Consider the following 20526-nt stretch of genomic DNA (forward strand, 5'->3'; position numbering starts at 1 on the left):
AAGGCGCTGTGCCATGTGACCCATCCGAAGGGAATTCCGACCGATGCTGACCATGTACTCGACGTCCTGGTGCGGCTATTGCCACCGACTCAAGTCGCAGCTCGACCGCGAGGGGATCACCTACGAGGTGGTCGACATCGAGCAGCAGCCGGCCGCGGCCGACTTTGTGATGAGCGTCAACGGCGGCAACCAGACCGTGCCCACCCTCCAGTTCGACGACGGTTCGGCGCTGACCAACCCGTCCATCGTTCAGGTCAAGGAGCGGCTGGCGGCGCTGGCCGCGGGCTGACACACTCGGCCGCTATCCGGTCGACGGCGAGCTCCTCGGCCTCGATGACCAGGCTTTCGAGCTCGCCGTCGGTCAGTGCCAGCTCCTCGACGAGGCCCGCGAACAGCAGCAGGTGGGCCCCGCTGCGGACGGCGTCGCCGATCTCGTCGACCGGCACCTGTTCCCCGAGCGCGTCGCGGATCAGCATCTCGGCCGCGAGCGGGGGCAGGGCCGCCGCCGCATGCCGCTGCAGGGTCGTGACCACGGTGCGCCGGATCTCGGCCAGCGGGCTGTCCGGCTCGAACCGCCGGCGGGCGGCGAGTCCGAAAGCGATCGCCCACACGTGGCGCGCGGCGGAGCTCGGCGCGTCGGCCCGCACGGGCGCGTCCTCGTACGCCACACGCTGCAGATAACGACCGGCCGCGGTGTGGACGCCGTGCACCGGCGAGAAGATCGGGCTCACTGTGGCGGCCGGCTGAAGCGCGCGATCCGCCACTCCGCCTGATGCACGAGCGCGACGAGCTCGGCCGTGGGCACTCCGGGCGGCCTCGCCAGGTCACCGACGACGTAGCAGATCAGTTCGAAACGGCGCCGGTCCGCGATCCCGTACGCCAGTTCGGGCTCGCCGAGCACCGACCGGATCACGGCCTCGGCCTCGCGGGCGAGTTCACCGGCGGCCGGCTGGGACTGGTATTCGAGAAGGTCGCGGACATAGGCGGTGACATCGCGCGGATCACGCCCGACGAAGCTGCGCCGCACCGCCACCGTGAACAGCTCGCGCAGCAGCCGGACGGCGCGCGGCGAGTCGGCCAGACGTGACAACGACCGCGCCGGGCTCTCCTCCCCGAGAGCGTCGAGGAGGAGCCGTCCCGGCGCGGTCGCCGTGTTGCCTAATGTCCCGGTTTGCCCCACATACGTAGAGTATCGGGGAAACTACTGTTACGGGATGAGAGCCGGGATGCTCGAGTCGAGCAGGCCCCGCTCCTTGAGCGCGCCGTAGAGCGGGGTGGTCTCGGGGTAGTGGCCCCAGGCGTGGTCGCCGCTGCCGTCGCCCTGCGGGCAGTGGCCCAGCAGCTGCTTCTGCACGTCGTTGAAGCCGGCCCACTCCGGGGTGTTCGGCAGGTCGGCGACCTCGTCACGACCGGCGATCCAGCGGAACGTGTAGCCGAAGAAGGCGCCGACGCGGGTGACCTCCGAGTAGTTGTCGGAGCGCGCGTGCCACAGGCGGCGGTCGAAGACGACCAGGTCGCCGGGGTTCGCGGTGATCTGCAGCGCGCCCTCGGGCTGCGGCCACGGAACGCCACGGCTCGGCGGGCCGGGGAGCCAGTTGGTCTTGTGGCTGCCGGGCAGGACGGTGAAGTTGCCCCGGCCGGTCTCGCTCACGTCGGACAGCCAGTAGGCCAGCTTGACCGACAGCGTCGGGCGCGGGTCGGTCTCGATCTCGCGGTTCTGCCGGCCGCCGTCCTGGTGCCAGTGCCACCATTCCTTCTGCTTCTCGTGGATCTGCGGGTGCACGTCGATGTGGGAGTGGTAGACGTGCACGTTCCAGCCGAGCAACGACCAGATGTAGCGGAACGCCACCGGGTGGTCGAGCAGGAACGCGAGCTCGGGCAGGGAGGTCACCGCGGAGAGCTGGTGCAGGGCACCGGTCGAGCCGAGCCCGTGGCCACCGGGCTGCCCGGCCCGCTCGAAAGCGCCGAGGACCGCGTTACGCGCGATCTCGATCTCGCTCTCGGACAGAACCCCGCGCACCACCAGGAACCCGTCGCGGTCGAACTGGGCCCGCTCGTCCGCGGTCATCGGGGCCCAAGCGGGCGCTTCCACCTGCGTCATGGATCTTCCACCTCTCGGTCTTTGTAAACCGAGACGATTCCGGGGCCCTTTTTGGTTACTCGCTCAGGCGAAAACTTTTCTGATTCGATCAAGTTGAATCCGTTAGCGGGCCAAACCGCCCAACCACCGCTCAATCAGGTAGAACGCGATGGAAGACGGCATCGGCAGGCCCATCGGGACACCGGTGTCGGGATCGTGATAATCCCCCGCGATCATCTTGGCGACCGCGTCCCGGGTGAACCAGTGCGCCTCGTCGATCTCGGCCGGGTCGAGCCGGATCGGCTGGGCCGGGTCGGCCGTGGCGTGGAAGCCGAGCATGAGCGAACCCGGGAACGGCCAGGACTGGCTGCCGGCGTAGCGCAGCGAGGTGAGGTCGAGCCCGACCTCCTCGTGCACCTCACGGGCGACGCTGGCCTCGGCTGACTCGCCCGGTTCGACGTAGCCGGCGAGGCACGAGAAACGGGTCCCGCCGTCGGGCGCGCGGCCCCAGCCGGCGTTGTGCCCGAGCAGGCAGCGGCCCTCGGGACCGGAGACGCCGTCGTGGACCAGCACGATCATGGCCGGGTCGGTGCGCGGCCACATCAGGTTGCCCTCGGTGTCCCGGCGCGCCCAGCCCGCCTCGACCGCGGTGGTGGCCAGTCCCGTACGGGGGGAGAACTTGTGGCTGAGGTGCCAGTTGCCCAGCGCGACCGCCGCCGTGAAAACGCCCGCATCACGGTCGTCGAGGCGGTGACCGATGTCGCGCAACGTGACCGGGCGGGCCCCGGCGACCTCGGGCAGCGGCGCGTCGACCGTCCAGAGCGGGGTGCCGTCGGGGTCGACGCCGAGGAACCAGTGCTCCGCCTCGGGCGCCTCGGCCGCCGCGACCAGAACCAGACGGTCGTCGGCGACCAGGGCCCGGCCGCCCTTCGCGAGGTCGATGACGAGCACCTGGCCGCGGTCCCAGGCCGCGGCCAGCCACTCGTCGTCGGTGCGGTGCTCCGCGGCCCGGTCGAGGGTGCTGCGGGCCAGCGGCGGGGCGTCGACCTGCGCGCCGGGCTGCTCCCTCAGATCGGGCTCTTCGGGGGCACTCACTCGGCGGCGCTTCGTTCCACCGCGGTCAGCGCGGACAACGGCCCCTCGACCTTCGCGGCGTCGCCGAGCACCACCGTGACCGCCTTGGTCGGCGCGAGGAAGCGGGCGGCCGCGTCGGCCACCTGCTCGCGCGTCGCCGTGGCCAGGGCGGCCGAATAGGTGCGCAGGTGGTCGAGGCGCAGGCCGAAGCTCGCGTACATGCTGGCCAGCCCGGCCAGACCGGCCTGAGTCGACATGCCCAGCCGCAGCGTGCCCAGGGCGTAGCGGCGGGCCTGCTCCAGTTCGTCCTCGGCCGGGGGCAGGCTGGCGATGCGGCCCAGTTCGTATTGGGTCTCGAGCAGGGACGGGCCGGTCACCTCGGTGGCGACCTCGGCCGCGACCAGCAGCGCCGAGCCGGCCAGGAAGTGCTCGATCGAGGTGTGCGGGCCGTAGGTGTAGCCCTTGTCCTCGCGCATGTTCTCGACCCAGCGGGACGAGAAGTAGCCGCCGAAGATCAGGTTGGCCAGCTGGAGCGCGGCGTAGTCGGGGTGGGTGCGGTCGAGGGCCGGCAGCGCCATGCGCAGCGACGACTGCACCGCGCCGGGACGGTCGACCAGCAGCAGCGGGCCGGGCTCGAGCGGCGGGGTGGGCGGCACCTCGGTCGTCTTGGCCGGGCCGGTCCAGCTGCCGAGCGCCTTCTCGGCGGCGTCGATCGCCTTCTCCGGGTTGAGGTCGCCGACCAGCACCAGCACGGCCCCCTCGGGGCGGACCCGTTCGGCGTGCAGCGTGCGCAGAGCGGCCGGGCGGACCGCGCGCACCTGGTCGGGCTCGGGCGTCTGGATCGCGTACGGGTGTTTGCCGAACATCCGCTTGAGCAGGGCCGTGCGGGCGAGGTGGGCAGGCTGGGTCAGCGCCACCTGGATGTGGTCGACCAGGCGGTCACGCTCGGTCGACACCTCCTCGTTGGGATAGGCCGGGTCGGTGAGCACCGCGGCCAGGATCTCGAGCATGCGGTCGAGCCCGGCGGCCAGCGAGTTGCCCGAGACGAGCAGCCGGTCGGGGTCGAGCCCGGCCGAGAGCCCGCCGCCGACCGCCTGCAGCTCGGCCGCGATGTCGACGCTGGACATCGTGCCGGTGCCGGTGAACAGCGCCTGGGACAGCAGCGTGGCCTTGGGCAGCGGCGCCTTGCCGAACGGCACCCGCAGCCGCAGTTCGACCAGCGGGACGGCCGGGCGGCGGATGGCGATGACGGTGAGGCCCCCGGCCAGCGTGCGCTCGGCCTCCCTGGGCAGCTTGAGCTTCGCGTCGGGAATCAGGTCGGGCAGGGTCTTGGCGGTCATGCGTTGGCTCCGGCTCCGGGAAGGACCTCGACGGTGGCGCGCCGCTCGGGGCGCAGGGTGGCGGCCGCGGCGACGATCTGTGCCTCGGTGACCTCGCCGACCAGCTTGGGCAGCTCGTTGAGCATCTCGGGGCGGCCGCGCTGGAGCTCGAGCACGGCCATCGGCAGCGCCCGGCCGAGCACCGCGTCGGTGTCGCGCAGCAGGTGGGTCGCGATGCGGGCCTGGACCCGCTCGAGCTCGCCCGGCTTGAGACCGTCGGCGGCCAGGCGTTCCATCTCCTCGTCGACCGTGCGCAGCACCTTCTCGGCGTCGCCGCCGGGCGGCATGTGCGCCTGCAGCAGCATCGCCGTCGGGTTGCGCACCTGGAACTCGTCGCCCATGAAGCCGATGTAGCCGCCGATGCTGGTGACCGTGCGGTCGCGCTGCACCAGGCGCTCGACCAGACGGGACGCGTCGCCGTCGGTCAGCACCTCGGCCAGCACGACGAACGGAAGGTACGCCTCGAAGTCGCCGATCGGGTCGGGCACCCGCCACGCGCTGGCGACGCCGGGCAGCGGGGCCAGCTTGTCGGTGTAGACGTCGCGCTTCTCGCCGGCCAGGTCGGGCTCGTCGAAGTTGGGCAGCGCCGGCGCCGGGCGGGCCGGCACGTCGCCGAAGTGGCGGTGGATCATCTCGGTCGCCTTGGCCACGTCGAAGTCGCCGGCCACGGCCAGGGTCGCGTTGCCGCAGGCGTAGTAGCGGTCGAAGAACGCCTGGGCGTCGGCCACGGTGGCGCTGTCGAGGTCGCCGAACGAGCCGTAGCCGTCGTGGGCGTTGGGGAACGTCGAGAACATCACCGGGGGCAGCCGCAGCCAGGGGAAACCACCGTACGGGCGGTTGAGGACGTTGACCCGGATCTCTTCCTTGACCACGTCGATCTGGTTGAGCAGATTCTCCTCGGTCAGCCGCGGCCCGCGCATGCGGTCGGCCTCGAGGAACAGCGCCCGCTCGAGGGCGCCCGAGGGCAGCACCTCGAAGTAGTCGGTGTAGTCGAGGTGGGTCGATCCGTTGAAGGTGCCGCCGGCGCCCTGCACGTGCCGGAAATGGGCCAGCTTCTCGAGGTTTTCCGAGCCTTGGAACATGAGGTGCTCGAAGAGGTGAGCGAAGCCGGTGCGGCCCTCGGGCTCGGACCGGATGCCCACGTCGTAGACGACCGCGACCCCGACGACCGGGGCGCTGCGGTCAGGGGTGAGCACCACCCGCAATCCGTTGGCCAGGGTGAAACGCTCCACCGGGTACTTCGTCGCGGGGATCTTGATTCTGCGCGCCACAAAATGACATTAGCGCCTTTGAAGGTCAGCGTCGCGACTGCATGTCACCACTCGGCCACCCGGAGACGTCAACGGCCGGATTCAACTTGACCAACTGCTTGAGTACGTCGTTGCGGGCGGCCGGCAGACGCAGGCGGCCGCGCGAGACGTACGGGGTGCCGGTGGCGCGCGCGACGGCGTCGGGCAGCAGGCCGGTCAGGATGAGGATCACACCGGCCAGGCCGAAGATCCCGAACAGGCCACCCGGCACCTCCAGCGACCCGAAACGGCCCCAGATGAGCAGGACGTCGGCCACCACGAACAGCAGGATGATCGCGGGCGCCACCCCGTACCCGAAGATCTTGCGCAGTCGCAGGACCCGCGCGATGTCCCGCTGGGCGCTCTCGCCCAGCGGCACCTCGACGGCCGCCGCCGACCAGGGCAGGCGCGGCAGCGGGACGGCGACCTGACGCCGGGGCCCCTGACCGCTCAGCGGCTCCTTGGGCCAGCGCAGATCGGCGATGTCGTGCAGGCCGATGTGAACAGCGGTCGTCTCCTGGTTCCCCACGGCGCGCAGGCTACCCCCATCCAACCGCCCCGCCCGCCACCCAAGACCGGACTGAAGACTTTTTCACCGTCCGCCAACATGCGGAACGGCCTTGACGCCATTCCCTACTTAGACCATCATTCCTATCCACTAGATAGGTTAACGCGGGTATGGCGAGGCAGGGGGAACCGTGTACGTCTCGGCGCGCACCGACTACGCCGTGAGGGCGATGCTCTCGGTCACGGTGGAACATCCCCGTCTCGTGAAAGCGGCGACTCTGGCCGCCGCCCAGGACATCCCGCTCAGCTTCCTGCAAGGCATCCTGCTCGACCTGCGCCGCGCCGGGCTGCTGCACAGCCACCGCGGCGTCGAGGGCGGCTACGCGCTGGCCCGCCCGGCCGAGGAGATCACCGTCGGAGACGTCGTGCGCGCGGTCGGGGGCGCGCTCGCCACGGTCCGCGGATTGCCCACCACCCACGCGACCTACCACGGTGCGGCCACCGGGCTGCACGACGTGTGGGTCGCGGTCGAGGAAGCCATCGAGGGCGTCGTCGACCACAAGACCCTGGCTGAACTCTCCACCATCAAGGAGTCCGCATGAGCTCCCGCACCATACGTGCGCTTGCTGTTGCCGCCACTGCCCTGCTGTCCGCATCGTTGCTGGCCGCGTGCGGTGGCGACGACGAGGGTTCCTCGTCCTCGTCCGGCGGCGGCAGCGCCGAGGCCGAGAGCCTGCGCCTCGGCTACTTCCCGAACATCACGCACTCGCCCGCGCTGATCGGCGTCAACAAGAAGTTCTTCGAGACGGCGCTGGGCAGCGGCACCAAGCTCGAGACGAAGACGTTCAATGCCGGCCCGGCCGCGATCGAGGCGCTGTTCTCGGGGGCGATCGACGCCACGTACATCGGACCGAACCCGGCCATCAACGGCTGGGCGCAGTCCCAGGGCACCGGCCTGAAGATCATCGCGGGCAGCACCTCGGGCGGCGCCGGCCTGGTGGTCAGGGAGGGCATCAACTCCCCGGCCGACCTCAAGGGCAAGAAGATCGCCACCCCGCAGCTCGGCAACACGCAGGACGTCGCGCTGCGCGCCTGGCTCAAGGAGAACGGCCTCAACGCCGACCAGCAGGGCGGCGGCGACGTCTCGGTGCTGCCGCAGGACAACGCGACCGCGCTGCAGGCCTTCGCCCAGGGCGCGATCGACGGCGCCTGGGTGCCCGAGCCCAACTACAGCCGCCTGATCCTGGAGTCGAAGGGCAAGGTGCTGGTCGACGAGAAGGACCTGTGGCCGAGCGGCCTGTTCGTGACCACCCACCTGATCGTCACGCAGGAGTTCCTGAAGAAGTACCCGGGCACGGTGAAGAAGCTGCTGCAGGGTCACCTGGAGTCGCTCGACTACATCGAGAAGAACAACGCCGACGCCCAGAAGGCGGCCAACGCCCAGCTCGCGGCGCTCAGTGGCAAGCCGCTGAAGGACGACGTGCTGGCCGCGTCGTTCAAGAACCTGACCTTCACCGCCGACCCGGTCGCCTCGTCGCTGTTCACCAGCGCCAAGCACGCCGAGGACGTCGGCCTGCTCAAGCCGGTCGATCTCAAGGGCATCTACGACCTCGGGCCGCTCAACGAGCTGCTCAAGGCCGCGGGCAAGCCCGAGGTCAGCGACGCCGCCGCCTGAAAGGCCTGAACTCATGAGCCTCCTGGAAACCCGGGACGTGCGCACCGATCCGCTGGTGCGCCTGGAGAACGTCTCCAAGACGTACGGGTCGGGCAGCAACGCGCTGCTGGCCCTGGACGGTGTCTCGCTGACCGTCCAGAAGGGCGAGTTCGTCTGCCTGCTGGGCGCGTCCGGCTGCGGCAAGAGCACGCTGCTCTCGCTGGTGGCCGGTCTCGACCAGATCTCCGGCGGCACGCTCGACATCGGCGGGCGCAAGGTGTCGCTGATGTTCCAGGAGGCCGCGCTCTTCCCGTGGCTCTCGGTCCGGGGCAACGTCGAACTGCCGCTGCGGCTGCAGGGCGTGTCCCGGCCCGAGCGCCGCAAGCGGGCCGACGAACTGCTCGACATCGTGCGGTTGCGCGGCTTCGGCGACAAGCGGCCGCACGAGCTCTCGGGCGGCATGCGCCAGCGGGTCGCTCTGGCTCGCGCGCTGGCCCAGAACGCCGACATCCTGCTGATGGACGAGCCGTTCGGCGCGCTCGACGCGATGACCCGTGACATCCTGCACGACGAGCTGGAGCGGATCTGGCGCGAGCAACGTCTGACCGTGCTGTTCGTGACGCACAACGTGCGTGAGGCCGTACGGCTGGGTGACCGCGTCATCCTGCTCAGCAGCCGGCCGGGCCGGGTGATCGAGGACTACCCGATCACCCACGAACGCCCCCGGCGCATCGACTCCCCCGAGGTCTCCGGCCAGGCCGGCGAGATCACCGACCGGCTCCGCGCGGAGGTCGCCCGCCATGCCCAGTAAGTTCCCGTCCGCCCGTGCCGGGCTCGAGGGCGTCAGCGGCGACAGCACGGCCCCGGTCGCCGAGAAGGTCGGCGTCAACCCGGAGGCGGCCGAGGTCGCCGGCCTCGACGCACTCGAGCTGCAGCCCAAGCGCGACAAGGGCCGGCTCGGCAAGCGCGTCTGGCGCAGCACCTGGCCCAAGGTGCTGGCGATCGCCATCGTGCTGCTGGTCTGGCAGATCACGGTCTGGTCCGAGTGGAAGCCGATCTACGTGCTCCCCTCGCCGTCGACCGTCTTCACCGACCTGGGCAACGTCATCACGACCGGCGACTTCTGGGACGGCGTGCGGGTGACGATGACCCGGGCGTTCACCGGGTTCCTGCTGGCGGTGGTGATCGGCACGATCATCGGTGCTCTCGTCAGCCAGTTCGCGCCGCTGCGGGCCGCGATCGGGTCACTGATCACCGGCCTGCAGACCATGCCCTCGATCATGTGGTTCCCCCTCGCGATCCTGCTCTTCCAGCTCAGCGAGAGCGCCATCCTGTTCGTGGTGGTCCTGGGCGCCGCCCCGTCGGTGGCGAACGGCCTGATCAGCGGCATCGACTACGTGCCGCGCACGTGGCTGCGGGTCGGGCAGGTGCTCGGCATGCGGGGCGTCGCGAAATACCGGCACCTGATCCTGCCGGCGTCGCTGCCCTCGTTCATCTCGGGCCTCAAGCAGGGCTGGGCGTTCTCGTGGCGCAGCCTGATGGCCGGTGAGCTGCTGGTCATCGTGCCCGGGGCACTGTCCATCGGCGTACGGATGCAGCAGGCCCGCGACCTCAGCGACTCGAGCCTGGTGATCTGCTACATCATCGTCGTGCTGATCATCGGCATCCTGATCGACGTGCTCTTCAACGCGGCCGACAACGCCCTGCGCCGCCGGTGGGGTTTGTTGAGCAGCTAGTCAGACCGGCCGGACCGATTTGAACACATCGTCGATCACGTAGTCCCACTGCTTGTGGGTGCCGGGGATCGAGACGTACAGGATCGCCGCCGTTGTCTTGCCGACGTCGATGACCGCCACCGCGGACAGCTCCTCGGTGGCGGTCAGGCCCGGCGCCGAGAAGTGCAGACGGAACTCGCTCACGTACGCCGGACGCCCGCCGACGGTCGTCAGCTCGTCGCGGATCGGGTCCATCGTGTTGGGCTGCGGGTAATACTCGGCCCGCACGTCGGCCGCCACCTGCCGGCCCACGCACTCGAGGTTGAGCGTCACCGCGTCGTTGTCGGCCGCGGGCACCGCCGCCGACAGGATCGAGGCGTGGTAGCTGCCGCCGCTGTACTGCTCGGTGACGAAGTGCTGGCCCACCCGGTAGGGCACCTCGAGCGTGCCCGCGCGCCAGGTGTCGGTCCAGGGCTCCCAGGGCGCGCCATAGGCCTTGTACGAGATGCCGGCGTCGGTGTCGGTGGTGCGGGCGCCGGTCTCGGGCGGCAACGCGCTCGGCGCCTGGGTCGGCGCGGCGCTGGGCGAGCCGGTGGGGGCGGGGCAGGCCTGGGCGAGGGGCGGGCGCACGTCGGTCGGCGCCTCGGCCTTCGAACGGAACGGGTCGCCACCACCCGAGAACACCACGATCAGCACCACGGTGAGCCCGATCGCGAGGATCCCGCCCGCGATGCCGCCGAAGATCAGCATCTGCCGCCGGCGCCGCTGCGGGCCGTCGGGCTGCGGCGATTCCGGTTCCGGGGGCTCGGGCGGCTTGCGCGGCGGCGCACCCGGGACGGTCGTGACCAGGCCGGAGCCGAACCGGTCACCCGGCTGGCGCCAGGCCGAGGTCCCCGGAGTCTGATCGGACATGAATCCCAGTGAACACCACGATCCTGGAGATCCGGTCACGGCGTCGGCGTGGTGTTCCCCTCGGTCGCGCCGAACAACGCGCTCACCTGCTGCCACACGGTCGGGCTGACGTCGGGATAGCTGCCGGCCGGCGACGGGTACCACGGGGCGAAGGCGACCACGAGCACGAGCGCGAGGCCGGCCACGGCGACAGCGAGCACGAATCCGAACTCCCGGCGGGCGGTGGGTCCGCGCATGCCGGTACCTCCAAGATCACGTCCGGGAAAAACAGCCGATAATGCTTTAGACGCACGATCAGCGCCGGACGTTGCACCTGACCCAGCATAAATTCAGGGTCTTCCGCTACCGTCTCTCCATGGAACTCGTGTATCCGCCGGTCGTGACCCTCGCCAAGACGATGTTCCGCGTGCTCGACCTCAAGATCCAGGTGGACGGGGCGGAGAACATTCCGCGCGAGGGCGGGGCGGTGCTCGCGAGCAACCACGTCAGCTATCTCGACTTCATCTTCTGCGGTCTGGGCGCTCAGCCGGCCAAACGGCTCGTCCGGTTCATGGCCAAAAAGGCGGTCTTCGACCACAAGGTCAGCGGGCCGCTGATGCGCGGCATGCGGCACATCCCGGTCGACCGTGACGCCGGGGCCGCCTCGTTCCGCGAGGCCAACCAGGCGCTGCGCGACGGCGAGATCGTCGGGGTCTTCCCCGAGGCCACGATCAGCGAGTCGTTCACGGTCAAGGAGCTCAAGTCGGGCGCGGTGCGCCTGGCCCGCTCGGCCAAGGTGCCGCTGATCCCGATGGTCGTCTGGGGCCCCCACCGCCTCTGGACCAAGGGCCACAAAAAAGAGCTGACCAAGCGGCACGTCCCGGTGCTCATCAAGATCGGCCAGGCGCTCGAGATGCCGAAGGGCACCTCACCCGACGCGCTCACCGCGGCCCTCAAGGAGCGCCTGAGCGAGCTGCTCGACGCGGTCCAGAAGGCGTACCCGGAAAAGCCCTCGGGCCCCGATGACCGCTGGTGGTTGCCGGCCCACATGGGGGGCACGGCGCCGCTGCCGCAGGCCGCAACGGTCTGAGATTTCCCGTACGGAAAAGGCGCCGCACCCCGGGAGGGATGCGGCGCCTTTTGTGCCGTGCTAGCTGATCAGAGTGATCAGAGCGGGCGGATGTTCGCGGCCTGCGGGCCCTTCTGGCCCTGCGTCACCTCGAACTCGACCCGCTGGTTCTCGTCCAGGCTGCGGTAGCCGGAAGTCTGGATAGCGGAGAAGTGGGCGAAGACGTCGGCGCCGCCGTCGTCCGGGGTGATGAACCCGAAGCCCTTGTCCGCGTTGAACCACTTCACAACGCCGGTAACCATGCTCGTCTCCTCGACGGTCGATCGTTCTCGCCCATTATGGACGGGAACGAGGTAGTAAGACCCACACTTCGTGGGTCTCGTGTCGCCGTACTGATCGCCCGTACCGGAGAAACCCGGGTTACGACAAAGAGCGCCTGGGGCAGACTTCCCCACAGGCGCTCCTGAGTACTTGGGAACCAAACTGACAACGCGGAGAGCTTAACACGTTCAAGGAGGTCCGCCGGTGATCGGCGTTCAACTGGCACAGCAGCTCAGAGAGGCCGGGCTGACCTGGAAACCGGCCCTCGGTGACCGCTTCGCGATCCCGGACCGCGACCTCGACGACGAGGTGTTCGTGCTCAGCAACATGACGATCGAGGTGCACTCGATGCCCGAGGGCCCGGTGATCGGCTTCAACGGCACCACCGAGTGGGCCCTCGACGACGTCGAGCTGGACGAGACGGTCTGGCTGCCCCGCGAGGACCAGCTGCGGGAACTGCTCGGCGGCACGTTCCGCCAGCTGCGCCGGGGCACGGCCGGGTACGAGGTGCTGATCGACCTGCTCGGCGAGGAGCGCGTCTTCTCGGCAGCCGCGGTCGACGACGCGTACGCGGGAGCGCTGTTGCACCTGCTGGCCGCGGCGGGCGCCGGCTAAATCACCCGTTCGGGCAGGCGCTCGACGAGGGCGGCGAGTTCGGACGCGTCCAGCAGGTCGACCGGGCGCACGGTCACCTGATCCCGTACGTAATAAAACCCCGCCCGCACCCGGTTGACCGGCACCTTGGCCAGGGCGGCCCAGGCGATCCGGTACGCCGCCAGCTGCACCGCCGCGGCGTCGGCGTCGGCACCCTCGGGCCGCCGGCCGGTCTTCCAGTCGATCACGTCGTACCGGTTGGCCGTGTCGGCGAAGACGGCGTCCATCCGCCCGCGCACGACCACCCCGGCGATCGTGGTGGCGAACGGGACCTCCACCTCGACCGGGGTGCGTTCGGCCCACTCGCCCGACAGGAAGGCCTGCTGCAGCGCGACCAGTTCCTCGTCACCGGCCGCGTCGTCGTCGGCCGCGCCCGGCAGCTCGTCGATGTCGATCAGCCGGACCGCCCCGAACCGCTGCTCCAACCAGGCGTGGAAGGCCGTGCCCCGGCGGGCGTGCGGGATCGGCCGGTGCGGCAGCGGGCGGCGCAGCGAGCGGGCCAGGGCCTGCGGGTCGCGGCGCAGCACCACGAGCTGCGAGACCGAGAGGTGGGCGGGCACGGCGACCTCGATCGGGCCGTCGTGGCGGGCCCGTTCGTCCCGTTCGGCCAGCAACAGACCGGCCTCGCGCCGCCAGCGGTCGATGTCCGGATCGGCGGACTCCGGAATGCCGACCAGCTCGGCGGCGAGCCCGGCCCGGGCCGCGACCTCCGGATCGTCGGCGGCCAGGGCGGCGAACGCCTCCGCCGCCTCCGGGTCGGGACTGGCGATCATGCGGCGGATCAGGTCGGCGGCGGCCGCCATGGCCGGGCGGCGCAGGCCCAGCGGGTCGAACGGCCATTCCGCCGAGACGACCGCCTCGGCCGCCGGATTGGTGGCGCCGGGAGCCGGCTCGGGGGTCCAGACGTCGACCACCCCGGCGCCCTCCGCGCAGCTCGCGCGGATCTCGTCGAGGAAGACCGACGGGCCACGCGGGCGCTTGACCCCGTCGCCCCACCAGTAACCCGAGGCCAGCAGCAACCGCCGGGGCCGGGTCACGGCGACGTACGCGAGCCGGCGCTCCTCCCGCTCGTCGTGCTCCCGCCAGGCCGTGCCGAAGGCCGAGACCGCGTTGAGCACGCCCTTCTGGTCCTCGGCGGCCGAGAGGTCGAGATGGGGCAGGCCGTCGGAGTCGCCGCGCAGCGGGAACGGCAGCACGCCGATACCCATCAGGTAGTGGTCGGAGTTGCGCACCAGGCCCGGCCAGACCCCCTTGCTGAGCCCGGCCACCGACACGACGTCCCACTCCAGGCCCTTCGCGGCGTGCGCGGTGAGGATCTGCACGGCGCCCTCGACCACGTCGACCTGGCCCGGTTCGAGGCCACGCTCCTCCTCCTCGGCCGCGGCGAGGAAGGCCAGGAAGCCGGCGAGCGTGCCGCCGTCGGTCTCGGCCGAGTAGCGGGCGGCGGTGTCGGCCAGCGCGTCCAGGTGCCCGCGGGCCAGCCCGGCGTCCCCGGCCGCCCAGCCGCGCACGGCGACCTCGACGTCCAGGCCGATCGTGCGTTCGATGTCGGCCACCAGGTCGGGCAACGGCTGGTCGAGGCGCTGCCGCAGGGCGCTCAGTTCCCGGCTGTACGCGTGCAGCCGCCCGAAGCCCTCGGCCGAGTACTGCTGCGGCACGCCCAGGTCGGCCATCGCCTCGACCAGGGTGGCGTCGTCGAGACGGTCGGCCACCACGTCCTCGGGTTCGGCCCCGGTGACGACGGCGGCCCGGGCCGCGGCCAGCCCCCGGGCCCGGCGGTGCAGCGCCACCAGGTCGCGCGGCCCGATCCGCCAGCGGGCACCGGTGAGCAGGCGTAACAGGGCGGCGCCGTCGGTCGGGTCGGCCAGCACCCGCATCGTGCAGACGACGTCGCGGACCTCGGGCGTGTCGAGCAGACCGCCCAGGCCGACCACCTCGACCGGCAGCCCCCGCTTGCGCAGCGCGGCCTCGAGGGCCGGGATCTGGCTGCGCACCCGCACCAGCACCGCGCTGGTCGGACGCTTCTCGACCGGAATCTCCTCGGGCAGCGCCTGCGGCAGGCCGGCCGTGATCCGCCAGGCCGTCAGCATCGAGTCACCGATCCAGTCGGCCTCCTCGGCGAACGTGGGCAGCAGAGCGCAGGCCACCGTACGGCCCCCGACCGCCCCCGAGACCCGCTCAGCGGCCCGGAGCTCGGTCACCCGCGCGCCGAACGCCCGCAGCGGAGCCGAGAGCGTGTTGGCCACGCGCAGGATCTCGGGACGGTTGCGCCAGCTGCGGGTCAGGCTGCCGACCCGGGCCGGTTCGCCGCCGGGCAGGGTGAACTCTTCGGGGAAGCGGTCGAGGGTGCCGGCCGAGGCGCCGCGCCAGCCGTAGATCGACTGGCAGGGGTCGCCGACCGCGGTGACCGGGTGCCCACCGCCGAACAGCGCGTTCAGCATCGTGACCTGGGCGTGGCTGGTGTCCTGATACTCGTCCAGCAGCACGATCTTGAAGCGGCCGCGCTCGATCTCGCCGACCTCGGGATGGTCGCGGGCGACCAGCGCCGCGCGGGCCATCTGGTCGCCGAAATCCATCGCCTCCAGGTCGAGTTTGCGCTGGTCATAGAGGCGCACCAGGGGCAGCAGGGTGAGCCGCAGCCGCTGCCGGCCGAGCGCGTCGGCGACGTCCTTGTAGACCTTGCCCGGCCGCTCCTGCACGTCGGCGAAGAAGCGGCCGGTCCAGGCGGCCAGGTCGTCCGGCGTGACCAGGTGTTCGGCCAGTTCACCGGCGAGGGCGAGGACGTCGTCGGTGACCGTGCCCGGGGCGCGGTTCACGCCGGTCATCTCGCCCGTGTAGGAGCGGACCAGCGAGTCGACGATCTGCCAGCGGGCGGCCTCGGTGAGCAGGCGGGCCGACGGTTCGAAACCGGCGCGCAGGCCGTGCTCGGTGACGACCCGGGCCGCGTACGAGTGATAGGTCGAAATGGTGGCCTCACCGGCGAACGCGTCGTCGCGGCCGAGGCGGCGGATGAGCTGCCCGAGGCGGGTGCGCACGCGGTGGGCGAGTTCGCCGGCGGCCTTACGGGTGAAGGTCAGTCCCAGGATCTCGTCGGGGTGGGCGTAGCTGTTCGCGACCAGCCAGACCACCCGCGAGGCCATCGTCTCGGTCTTGCCCGAGCCGGCGCCCGCCACCACCAGCAGAGGCTCCACCGGGGCCGAGATGATCTCGGACTGTTCCGCGGTGGGCCGGGGCAGGTGCAGCAGGCGCGCCAGCTCTTCCGGGGTGTAGCGGGGGCCGGAATCGGCACGACGGCGGGGCGTCGCCGGTTCGTCGGCGAACAGGCTCGGTTGGGTCACTGGCCCTCGTCAACCACTTGGCGGCCTTTGCCGGAGATCGGGCAGCTGGTGCGCACCGGGCAGACCCGGCACCGGCTGTTGGCGACGGCCGAGAAGGTGGCGGCGGCCATGGTGTCGGCGGTGCGGCGGACCATCTCGTACGCCCACTGGGGGTCGGCGGCCTCGGCCAGCGGAAGTTGCATCTGCTCACGGGCGTCCTTGCCCGGGCCGAGCTGCACCAGCGCGGCGCCGCCGCTCTCGGCGCCGTAGTCGGCGAACGCGCCCGCCTCGACGGCGGTCTGGTAGCCGGCGAGCTGGGCGTGCTCGGCGAGATCGGCCGCGGCGACGGCGGTGGTCTTGCCGGTCTTGAGGTCGATGACCACGAGCCGGCCGTCCTCGTCGATCTCGAGCCGGTCGACGCGGCCGGTGAGCTGGATCGGGCGTTTCTGGTCCTCGAGCCGGACGGTGAACTCGTGCTCGATCGCGAGCAGCCGGCGCGGGTTGCCGGCCAGCCAGCGCAGCAGCTTGTCGACCATGGCCTGGGCCCTGTCCTGCTCGGGCCCGGCGAGCCAGCGGGCGGCCAGTTCGATCGCGTCGAACCGGGCGCTGACATATTCGACCAGCTTCTCGCGGTCGGCGTTGGCGTCCTCGGCCAGCATGGCGGCGGCGTGCACCAGGTTGCCGACCCCCTGGGCCGGGCCCGGCGGGGCGGCGCCGCCGTGGCGTTCGAGCAGCCAGCGCAGGCTGCAGCGCAGCGCGCTCTCCATCGAGGACGGTGTGACCTTGACCGGGTCGCCCTCGTCGACCAGGGGGCGGTCGTCGGAGAGGGGGCGCAGGCCCCACCACTCGTCCGGGTGGGCGCCCGGAACACCGGCAGCGGCGAGCCGGGCCAGTTCCGCGGCGGCGGCGCGGCGGCGGGCCGGGGTCTGGTCGGTGCCGACGACCACCGTACGGAGTTCCGCCACCAGCGCGGCCAGCGTCAGAGCTCGTGGCGGTCGGGCCACGGTCAGTTCTTCCGGCCCGGTTCCTTCCGGACCCGCCCCTTCCGGCTCGTCGTCGGGCGGTTCGTCGCCGGCCCAGCCCGCGCCGGCGAACAGGTCGGCCTGTTCCACCTTGGCGGTGAGTGCTCTCGGGCCGCCGGTCTTCGCAGCAGCCGGGCGTGTCGTTCCGCCTGCGGCCGTCTTCGCGGTGCCCTGACCGGCCCGTTCGGTCTTCCCCACCGGATCGGGCGCTTGCGGGTTGTCGGGGTCGGTCTCCTCCACGCCCTCGGTGCCGGGCTCCTGTGGGTTGTCGGGATCGGTCTCTTCCACACCCTCAGTGCCCGGCGCCTGCGGGTCAGCGCCCTCCCTCGGCGGCGCCTGCGGGTTGTCGGGATCGGTCTCCTCCACACCCTCAGTGCCGGGGGCCTGCGGGTTGTCGGGATCGGTCTCCTCCACACCCTCAGTGCCGGGGGCCTGTGGGTTGTCGGGATCGGTCTCCTCCACACCCTCAGTGCCGGGGGCCTGTGGGTTGTCGGGGTCGGTCTCCTCCACACCGTCGGCGCTGGGGGCCGTCTCCTCCCCGGCCTCGGTGTCGGGGGGCTGCGGGCCGTCGGGGTCGGTGTCCCAGAGGTCGGGGCCGGGCGGGGGCTCCTCGGGCGGGGGCGGCGGCGGGCTGCCGGGGCCCTCGTCGGAGAGGCCCAGCTCGGTGAGGAAGCGGCTGGGCTGTTCCTCGCCTTCGGAGCCGCCGACGCCGGCCGAGGCCACGGCGGTGACGATGAGTTTGTGGCGGGCGCGGGTGGCGGCCACGTAGAACAGCCGGCGCTCCTCGTCGAGCAGCGCCGACGTCTGGCCGACCACCGCCGCCTGCCCCGAGGCGGCCCGGCCGGCGATCACGTCGACCAGGCGTTCCGAGCCGAGCAGGCTGCCGCGCAGGCGCAGGTCGGGCCAGATGCCCTCCTGCACGCCGGCCATCACCACGACGTCCCACTCGAGGCCCTTGGCGGCGTGCGCGGTGAGAAGGCGGACCGACTCACCCCGGTCGGCGCTGGGCGCGATCGAGTCGGCCGGGAGGTCCTGGCCGAGCACGTGGTCGAGGAAGACCTCGGTGCGGGCGCCCGGCAGCCGGTCGACAAAACGGGCCGCCGCGTCGAACAGCACCACCATCGAGTCGAGATCGCGGTCGGCGGCCTCGGCCCGCCACTGCCGGGCCCGGGCGACGTCGGTGTTGTCGGCCATGGGCGCGGAGCGGGTGCTCATCGCGTACCACCGGTCGGCCAGCCCGCTGGCCCGCCAGACCGTCCACAGAACCTGCTCGGCGGTCGCCCCCGGAGCGGACGCCGCCTCGCGGGCGGTGGCCAGCAGCCGGGCCACCTGCTGCGCCGGCACCGCCCAGCGCCGCTCGACCATGTCGAGGCCGGCCGGATCCCGTACGGCGTCAACCAGCAGTTCCCCCGACGGCCGCCGGTCCCCCGCCGAGAGCGCCAGCGCGCGCAGCCCCTGACGCAGCCGCCGCTCGGCCAGCGGGTCGGCCCCACCGAGCGACGAGTGCAACAGCGCGACGGCGGTCTCTTCGGTGAGCGCTTCGGGGTCGAGCGCACACCGAAGGAGCAGCAGAAACGGCGCCACGGCGGGCTGCAGATGCAGCGGGAGATCTTCGGCGTGCGTCACGGTCGGCACGCCCGCCGCAGCCAGGGCCCGCTGCAGAGACGGCAGCTGCAACGTGGTGCTGCGCAGCAGAACCGCCATCCGCGACCACGGCACACCGTGCAGCAGGTGAGCCTCCCGAAGCGCATGAGCAACAAACGCCGCCTCGGCGGTCGCCGCCCGGAACACCCGGACAACCGCCTCGGCCCTGAGCTCCCCACCGACCGGCTCACCCCGCCGCCCAGCCGCCGCGACACCCGAGCCGCCACGCCCCGCGGCCGCCGAGACACCGGCAACGTCGCGCTGCTGATCCGGCGACCCGCCGCCCACCGACCCGCCCGTGCCACCACGCCCGTCGGCCACCGGAACGCCCGCACCACCGCGCCGCTCAGCCGGCGACTCGCCGCCCACCGACCCGCCTGCACCGCCCTGCTGCTCGGCTGCCGCATCGACGCCGCGCTGACCAGCGGGTGAGGCGGGCTCAGTGGAGGGAACGTCACCGGGCGAGGCCGTGTCGGAAGCACTCCCGCTGGACGCCGCCGGATCAGACGCACCCGCTCCAGGAGCACGACGCGCGGGGGTCACGCCGGGCGCGGTGGGCTGAGAGGGAATCGCGCCGAACTGGGCGGAAGCCGACGAACCCGCCGAGGGCGAAGACGACTCGGGCGCGGACGACTGACCCGCGCCAGGCGAGGGCGCGGACGACTGACCCGCGCCAGGCGAGGGCGCGGACGACTGACCCGCGCCAGGCGAGGGCGCGGACGACTGACCCGCGCCAGGCGAGGGCGGAGCGCTCGGGGGTGGTTCGGGGCCGAGCAGCGGGGGCGGCGGATGCATCGGCCGGTGACTGATCGGGCCCCGCATGCGACGCGCCACCCGGAGCGTGGCCGAGAGCAGCGGGCCGGGTGCACGGTAATTCGTGTGGAACGTCAGGGTTTCGGCAAGCGCCCCTGACGCCGTACGGAAGCGGCTGGGGAAGTTGGCCACCGCGCCCGGGTCGGCGCCTCGGAAGCCGTAGACCGAGGAGTCGGGGTCGCCAAACGCGACCAGCGGCTTGCCACCCCCGGCGACCAGGGAGAGCAGCTCGATCTGGGCCGGGTCGGTGTCGGCCAGCTCGTCCACATAGACGTATTCCAGGCGGCGGCGCTCGGCCTCGAGCAGCTCGGGCGTGTCGGCCAGCAGGCCCGAGGCGGCTCGCACCAGCTCGGCCGGGTCGTAGGCGGACGAACCTCGGGTCGTGACGTCGCGCAATGCCAGCACGGCCACATATTCGCGGAGGAATCGGGCGGCGGCCGGCCAGTCGTCGCGGCCCAGGCGCTCGCCCAGGCGGGCCAGTTCGACCGCGTCGATGCCACGCTCGGCGGCTCGCTGCAGAAGGTCACGCAGCTGCTGGGCGAAGGCCCGGGTGGGCAGCGCGGGCCGCAGCGACACCGGCCAGCCGATCGGGTCGGGCTCGTCGGGGTCGCCCGAGATCTCCAGGAGCTCGCGGATGATCAGGTCTTGTTCGGGGCCGGTGAGCAGGCGCGGGGACGGCTCGCCACGGTCGGCCGCGGCCCGGCGGAGCAGGCCGAACGCGTATGCGTGGAAGGTCCTGACCAGCGGCTCGTGCACGATGCGGCCCGGGTCGGCGGCGATGCGGGCCTCGATGCGGTCGCGCAGCGCCGAGGCTCCGCGCCGGCCGAACGTGAGCACCAGGATGCGCTCGGGGTCGACGCCGGAGGCGATGCGCGCGGCCACCGACTCGACGAGCGTGGTCGTCTTGCCGGTGCCGGGGCCACCGACGACGAGGAGCGGGCCGTCGACGTGGGAGACCGCGTAGGTCTGGAGGGGGTCTTGAAGGAGCGGCGGCAGAACACTCGGTGGGCGCCGGACCAGCCGGTACGCCGGACGGCGGACCGCGGCGGACGAGGAAACCGGCGTGTTCACGGCAACAAGGAAACCACGAGGGTCCG

General features: G+C 71.8%; 19 protein-coding genes. 7 read left to right on the plus strand and 12 right to left on the minus strand.

From position 1 onward, the window contains the following. The first annotated feature begins 43 nt into the window (after window positions 1–43). The gene (locus tag JIG36_RS43845) at window positions 44–289 is read left to right on the plus strand and encodes a mycoredoxin (protein WP_203382815.1); all 246 of its coding nucleotides are present in this window, start codon (window positions 44–46) and stop codon (window positions 287–289) included. Here JIG36_RS43845 and JIG36_RS43850 read toward each other — a convergent pair. The 7 genes from JIG36_RS43850 to JIG36_RS43880 all read right to left on the minus strand — a co-directional run bounded on the left by JIG36_RS43850 (window position 255) and on the right by JIG36_RS43880 (window position 6351). Further along, window positions 255–710: a hypothetical protein gene (locus JIG36_RS43850; protein WP_203382816.1), complete on the minus strand. Its 456-nt coding sequence runs from the start codon at window positions 708–710 to the stop codon at window positions 255–257. The genes JIG36_RS43845 and JIG36_RS43850 overlap by 35 nt on opposite strands. 17 nt (window positions 711–727) lie before the next feature. Continuing rightward, on the minus strand, window positions 728–1180 hold the full coding sequence (locus tag JIG36_RS43855; protein WP_203382817.1) for a hypothetical protein: 453 nt from the start codon (window positions 1178–1180) through the stop codon (window positions 728–730). Between the two features lie 27 nt (window positions 1181–1207). After that, window positions 1208–2101, minus strand: a complete 894-nt coding sequence (locus JIG36_RS43860; RefSeq protein WP_203382818.1) for a phytanoyl-CoA dioxygenase family protein — start codon at window positions 2099–2101, stop codon at window positions 1208–1210. A gap of 102 nt (window positions 2102–2203) precedes the next feature. Then, a complete protein-coding gene (gene nudC / locus JIG36_RS43865; RefSeq protein ID WP_203382819.1) occupies window positions 2204–3175 on the minus strand; it encodes an NAD(+) diphosphatase in 972 nt (323 codons plus the stop codon). Next, on the minus strand, window positions 3172–4494 hold the full coding sequence (locus JIG36_RS43870; RefSeq protein WP_203382820.1) for a M16 family metallopeptidase: 1323 nt from the start codon (window positions 4492–4494) through the stop codon (window positions 3172–3174). The genes nudC and JIG36_RS43870 overlap by 4 nt, the downstream gene beginning before the upstream one ends. Next, a complete protein-coding gene (locus tag JIG36_RS43875) occupies window positions 4491–5804 on the minus strand; it encodes a M16 family metallopeptidase (protein WP_203382821.1) in 1314 nt (437 codons plus the stop codon). Before JIG36_RS43875 ends, JIG36_RS43870 begins: the two co-directional genes overlap by 4 nt. Before the next feature lie 25 nt (window positions 5805–5829). Then, entirely contained in the window at window positions 5830–6351 is a 522-nt protein-coding gene (locus tag JIG36_RS43880) for a hypothetical protein (RefSeq protein ID WP_203382822.1), read from the minus strand. Between the two features lie 169 nt (window positions 6352–6520). On the opposite strand from JIG36_RS43880, the gene JIG36_RS43885 reads away from it, so the two are divergent. From JIG36_RS43885 to JIG36_RS43900, 4 genes are read left to right on the plus strand one after another with little or no spacing between them, the layout of a single operon-like run. After that, window positions 6521–6931: an RrF2 family transcriptional regulator gene (locus tag JIG36_RS43885; RefSeq protein WP_203382823.1), complete on the plus strand. Its 411-nt coding sequence runs from the start codon at window positions 6521–6523 to the stop codon at window positions 6929–6931. Beyond that, the gene (locus tag JIG36_RS43890; protein WP_203382824.1) at window positions 6928–8004 is read left to right on the plus strand and encodes an ABC transporter substrate-binding protein; all 1077 of its coding nucleotides are present in this window, start codon (window positions 6928–6930) and stop codon (window positions 8002–8004) included. Before JIG36_RS43885 ends, JIG36_RS43890 begins: the two co-directional genes overlap by 4 nt. A gap of 13 nt (window positions 8005–8017) precedes the next feature. Further along, window positions 8018–8794 carry an ABC transporter ATP-binding protein gene (locus tag JIG36_RS43895; RefSeq protein ID WP_203382825.1) on the plus strand — a complete coding sequence of 259 codons (777 nt, stop codon included), beginning with the start codon at window positions 8018–8020 and terminating at the stop codon, window positions 8792–8794. Beyond that, the gene (locus tag JIG36_RS43900; RefSeq protein ID WP_203382826.1) at window positions 8784–9719 is read left to right on the plus strand and encodes an ABC transporter permease; all 936 of its coding nucleotides are present in this window, start codon (window positions 8784–8786) and stop codon (window positions 9717–9719) included. Before JIG36_RS43895 ends, JIG36_RS43900 begins: the two co-directional genes overlap by 11 nt. Here JIG36_RS43900 and JIG36_RS43905 read toward each other — a convergent pair whose 3' ends face one another. Together JIG36_RS43905 and JIG36_RS43910 are read right to left on the minus strand one after the other, a co-directional pair. After that, window positions 9720–10610 (minus strand): hypothetical protein, encoded by an 891-nt coding sequence (locus JIG36_RS43905; RefSeq protein WP_203382827.1) that lies wholly within the window; start codon window positions 10608–10610, stop codon window positions 9720–9722. It lies immediately after the preceding gene. 35 nt (window positions 10611–10645) lie between these two features. Then, window positions 10646–10846 carry a hypothetical protein gene (locus JIG36_RS43910; protein ID WP_203382828.1) on the minus strand — a complete coding sequence of 67 codons (201 nt, stop codon included), beginning with the start codon at window positions 10844–10846 and terminating at the stop codon, window positions 10646–10648. 119 nt (window positions 10847–10965) lie between these two features. On the opposite strand from JIG36_RS43910, the gene JIG36_RS43915 reads away from it, so the two are divergent. Then, window positions 10966–11679, plus strand: a complete 714-nt coding sequence (locus JIG36_RS43915) for a lysophospholipid acyltransferase family protein (RefSeq protein ID WP_203382829.1) — start codon at window positions 10966–10968, stop codon at window positions 11677–11679. Window positions 11680–11756: 77 nt separating this feature from the next. Here JIG36_RS43915 and cspE read toward each other — a convergent pair whose 3' ends face one another. Continuing rightward, a complete protein-coding gene (cspE, locus tag JIG36_RS43920) occupies window positions 11757–11960 on the minus strand; it encodes a transcription antiterminator/RNA stability regulator CspE (RefSeq protein WP_015625344.1) in 204 nt (67 codons plus the stop codon). A gap of 223 nt (window positions 11961–12183) precedes the next feature. Between cspE and JIG36_RS43925 the strand changes: the two genes are divergently transcribed. After that, a complete protein-coding gene (locus JIG36_RS43925; RefSeq protein ID WP_203382830.1) occupies window positions 12184–12594 on the plus strand; it encodes a pilus assembly protein CpaE in 411 nt (136 codons plus the stop codon). On the opposite strand, the gene JIG36_RS43930 is transcribed toward JIG36_RS43925, so the two are convergent. Continuing rightward, window positions 12591–15971, minus strand: coding sequence for an ATP-dependent helicase (locus JIG36_RS43930; protein ID WP_203382831.1), 3381 nt, complete (start codon window positions 15969–15971; stop codon window positions 12591–12593). The two genes, JIG36_RS43925 and JIG36_RS43930, sit on opposite strands and share 4 nt — an antisense overlap. After that, complete coding sequence (locus JIG36_RS43935; protein WP_203382832.1) at window positions 15968–20500, minus strand: UvrD-helicase domain-containing protein; 4533 nt, start codon at window positions 20498–20500, stop codon at window positions 15968–15970. Before JIG36_RS43935 ends, JIG36_RS43930 begins: the two co-directional genes overlap by 4 nt. Window positions 20501–20526: the final 26 nt, after the last annotated feature.

This window comes from Paractinoplanes ovalisporus (assembly GCF_016834655.1).
In the GTDB taxonomy this organism is placed as follows: Bacteria; Actinomycetota; Actinomycetes; order Mycobacteriales; family Micromonosporaceae; genus Actinoplanes; species Actinoplanes ovalisporus.

Bases quoted from the DNA above. Each gene is read 5' to 3' on its own strand.
- JIG36_RS43845 (WP_203382815.1), top strand. From the start codon at position 44: ATGCTGACCATGTACTCGACGTCCTGGTGCGGCTATTGCCACCGACTC.
- JIG36_RS43860 (WP_203382818.1), bottom strand. From the start codon at position 2,101: ATGACGCAGGTGGAAGCGCCCGCTTGGGCCCCGATGACCGCGGACGAG.
- JIG36_RS43870 (WP_203382820.1), bottom strand. From the start codon at position 4,494: ATGACCGCCAAGACCCTGCCCGACCTGATTCCCGACGCGAAGCTCAAG.
- JIG36_RS43890 (WP_203382824.1), top strand. From the start codon at position 6,928: ATGAGCTCCCGCACCATACGTGCGCTTGCTGTTGCCGCCACTGCCCTG.
- JIG36_RS43895 (WP_203382825.1), top strand. From the start codon at position 8,018: ATGAGCCTCCTGGAAACCCGGGACGTGCGCACCGATCCGCTGGTGCGC.
- JIG36_RS43900 (WP_203382826.1), top strand. From the start codon at position 8,784: ATGCCCAGTAAGTTCCCGTCCGCCCGTGCCGGGCTCGAGGGCGTCAGC.
- JIG36_RS43905 (WP_203382827.1), bottom strand. From the start codon at position 10,610: ATGTCCGATCAGACTCCGGGGACCTCGGCCTGGCGCCAGCCGGGTGAC.
- JIG36_RS43910 (WP_203382828.1), bottom strand. From the start codon at position 10,846: ATGCGCGGACCCACCGCCCGCCGGGAGTTCGGATTCGTGCTCGCTGTC.
- JIG36_RS43915 (WP_203382829.1), top strand. From the start codon at position 10,966: ATGGAACTCGTGTATCCGCCGGTCGTGACCCTCGCCAAGACGATGTTC.
- cspE (WP_015625344.1), bottom strand. From the start codon at position 11,960: ATGGTTACCGGCGTTGTGAAGTGGTTCAACGCGGACAAGGGCTTCGGG.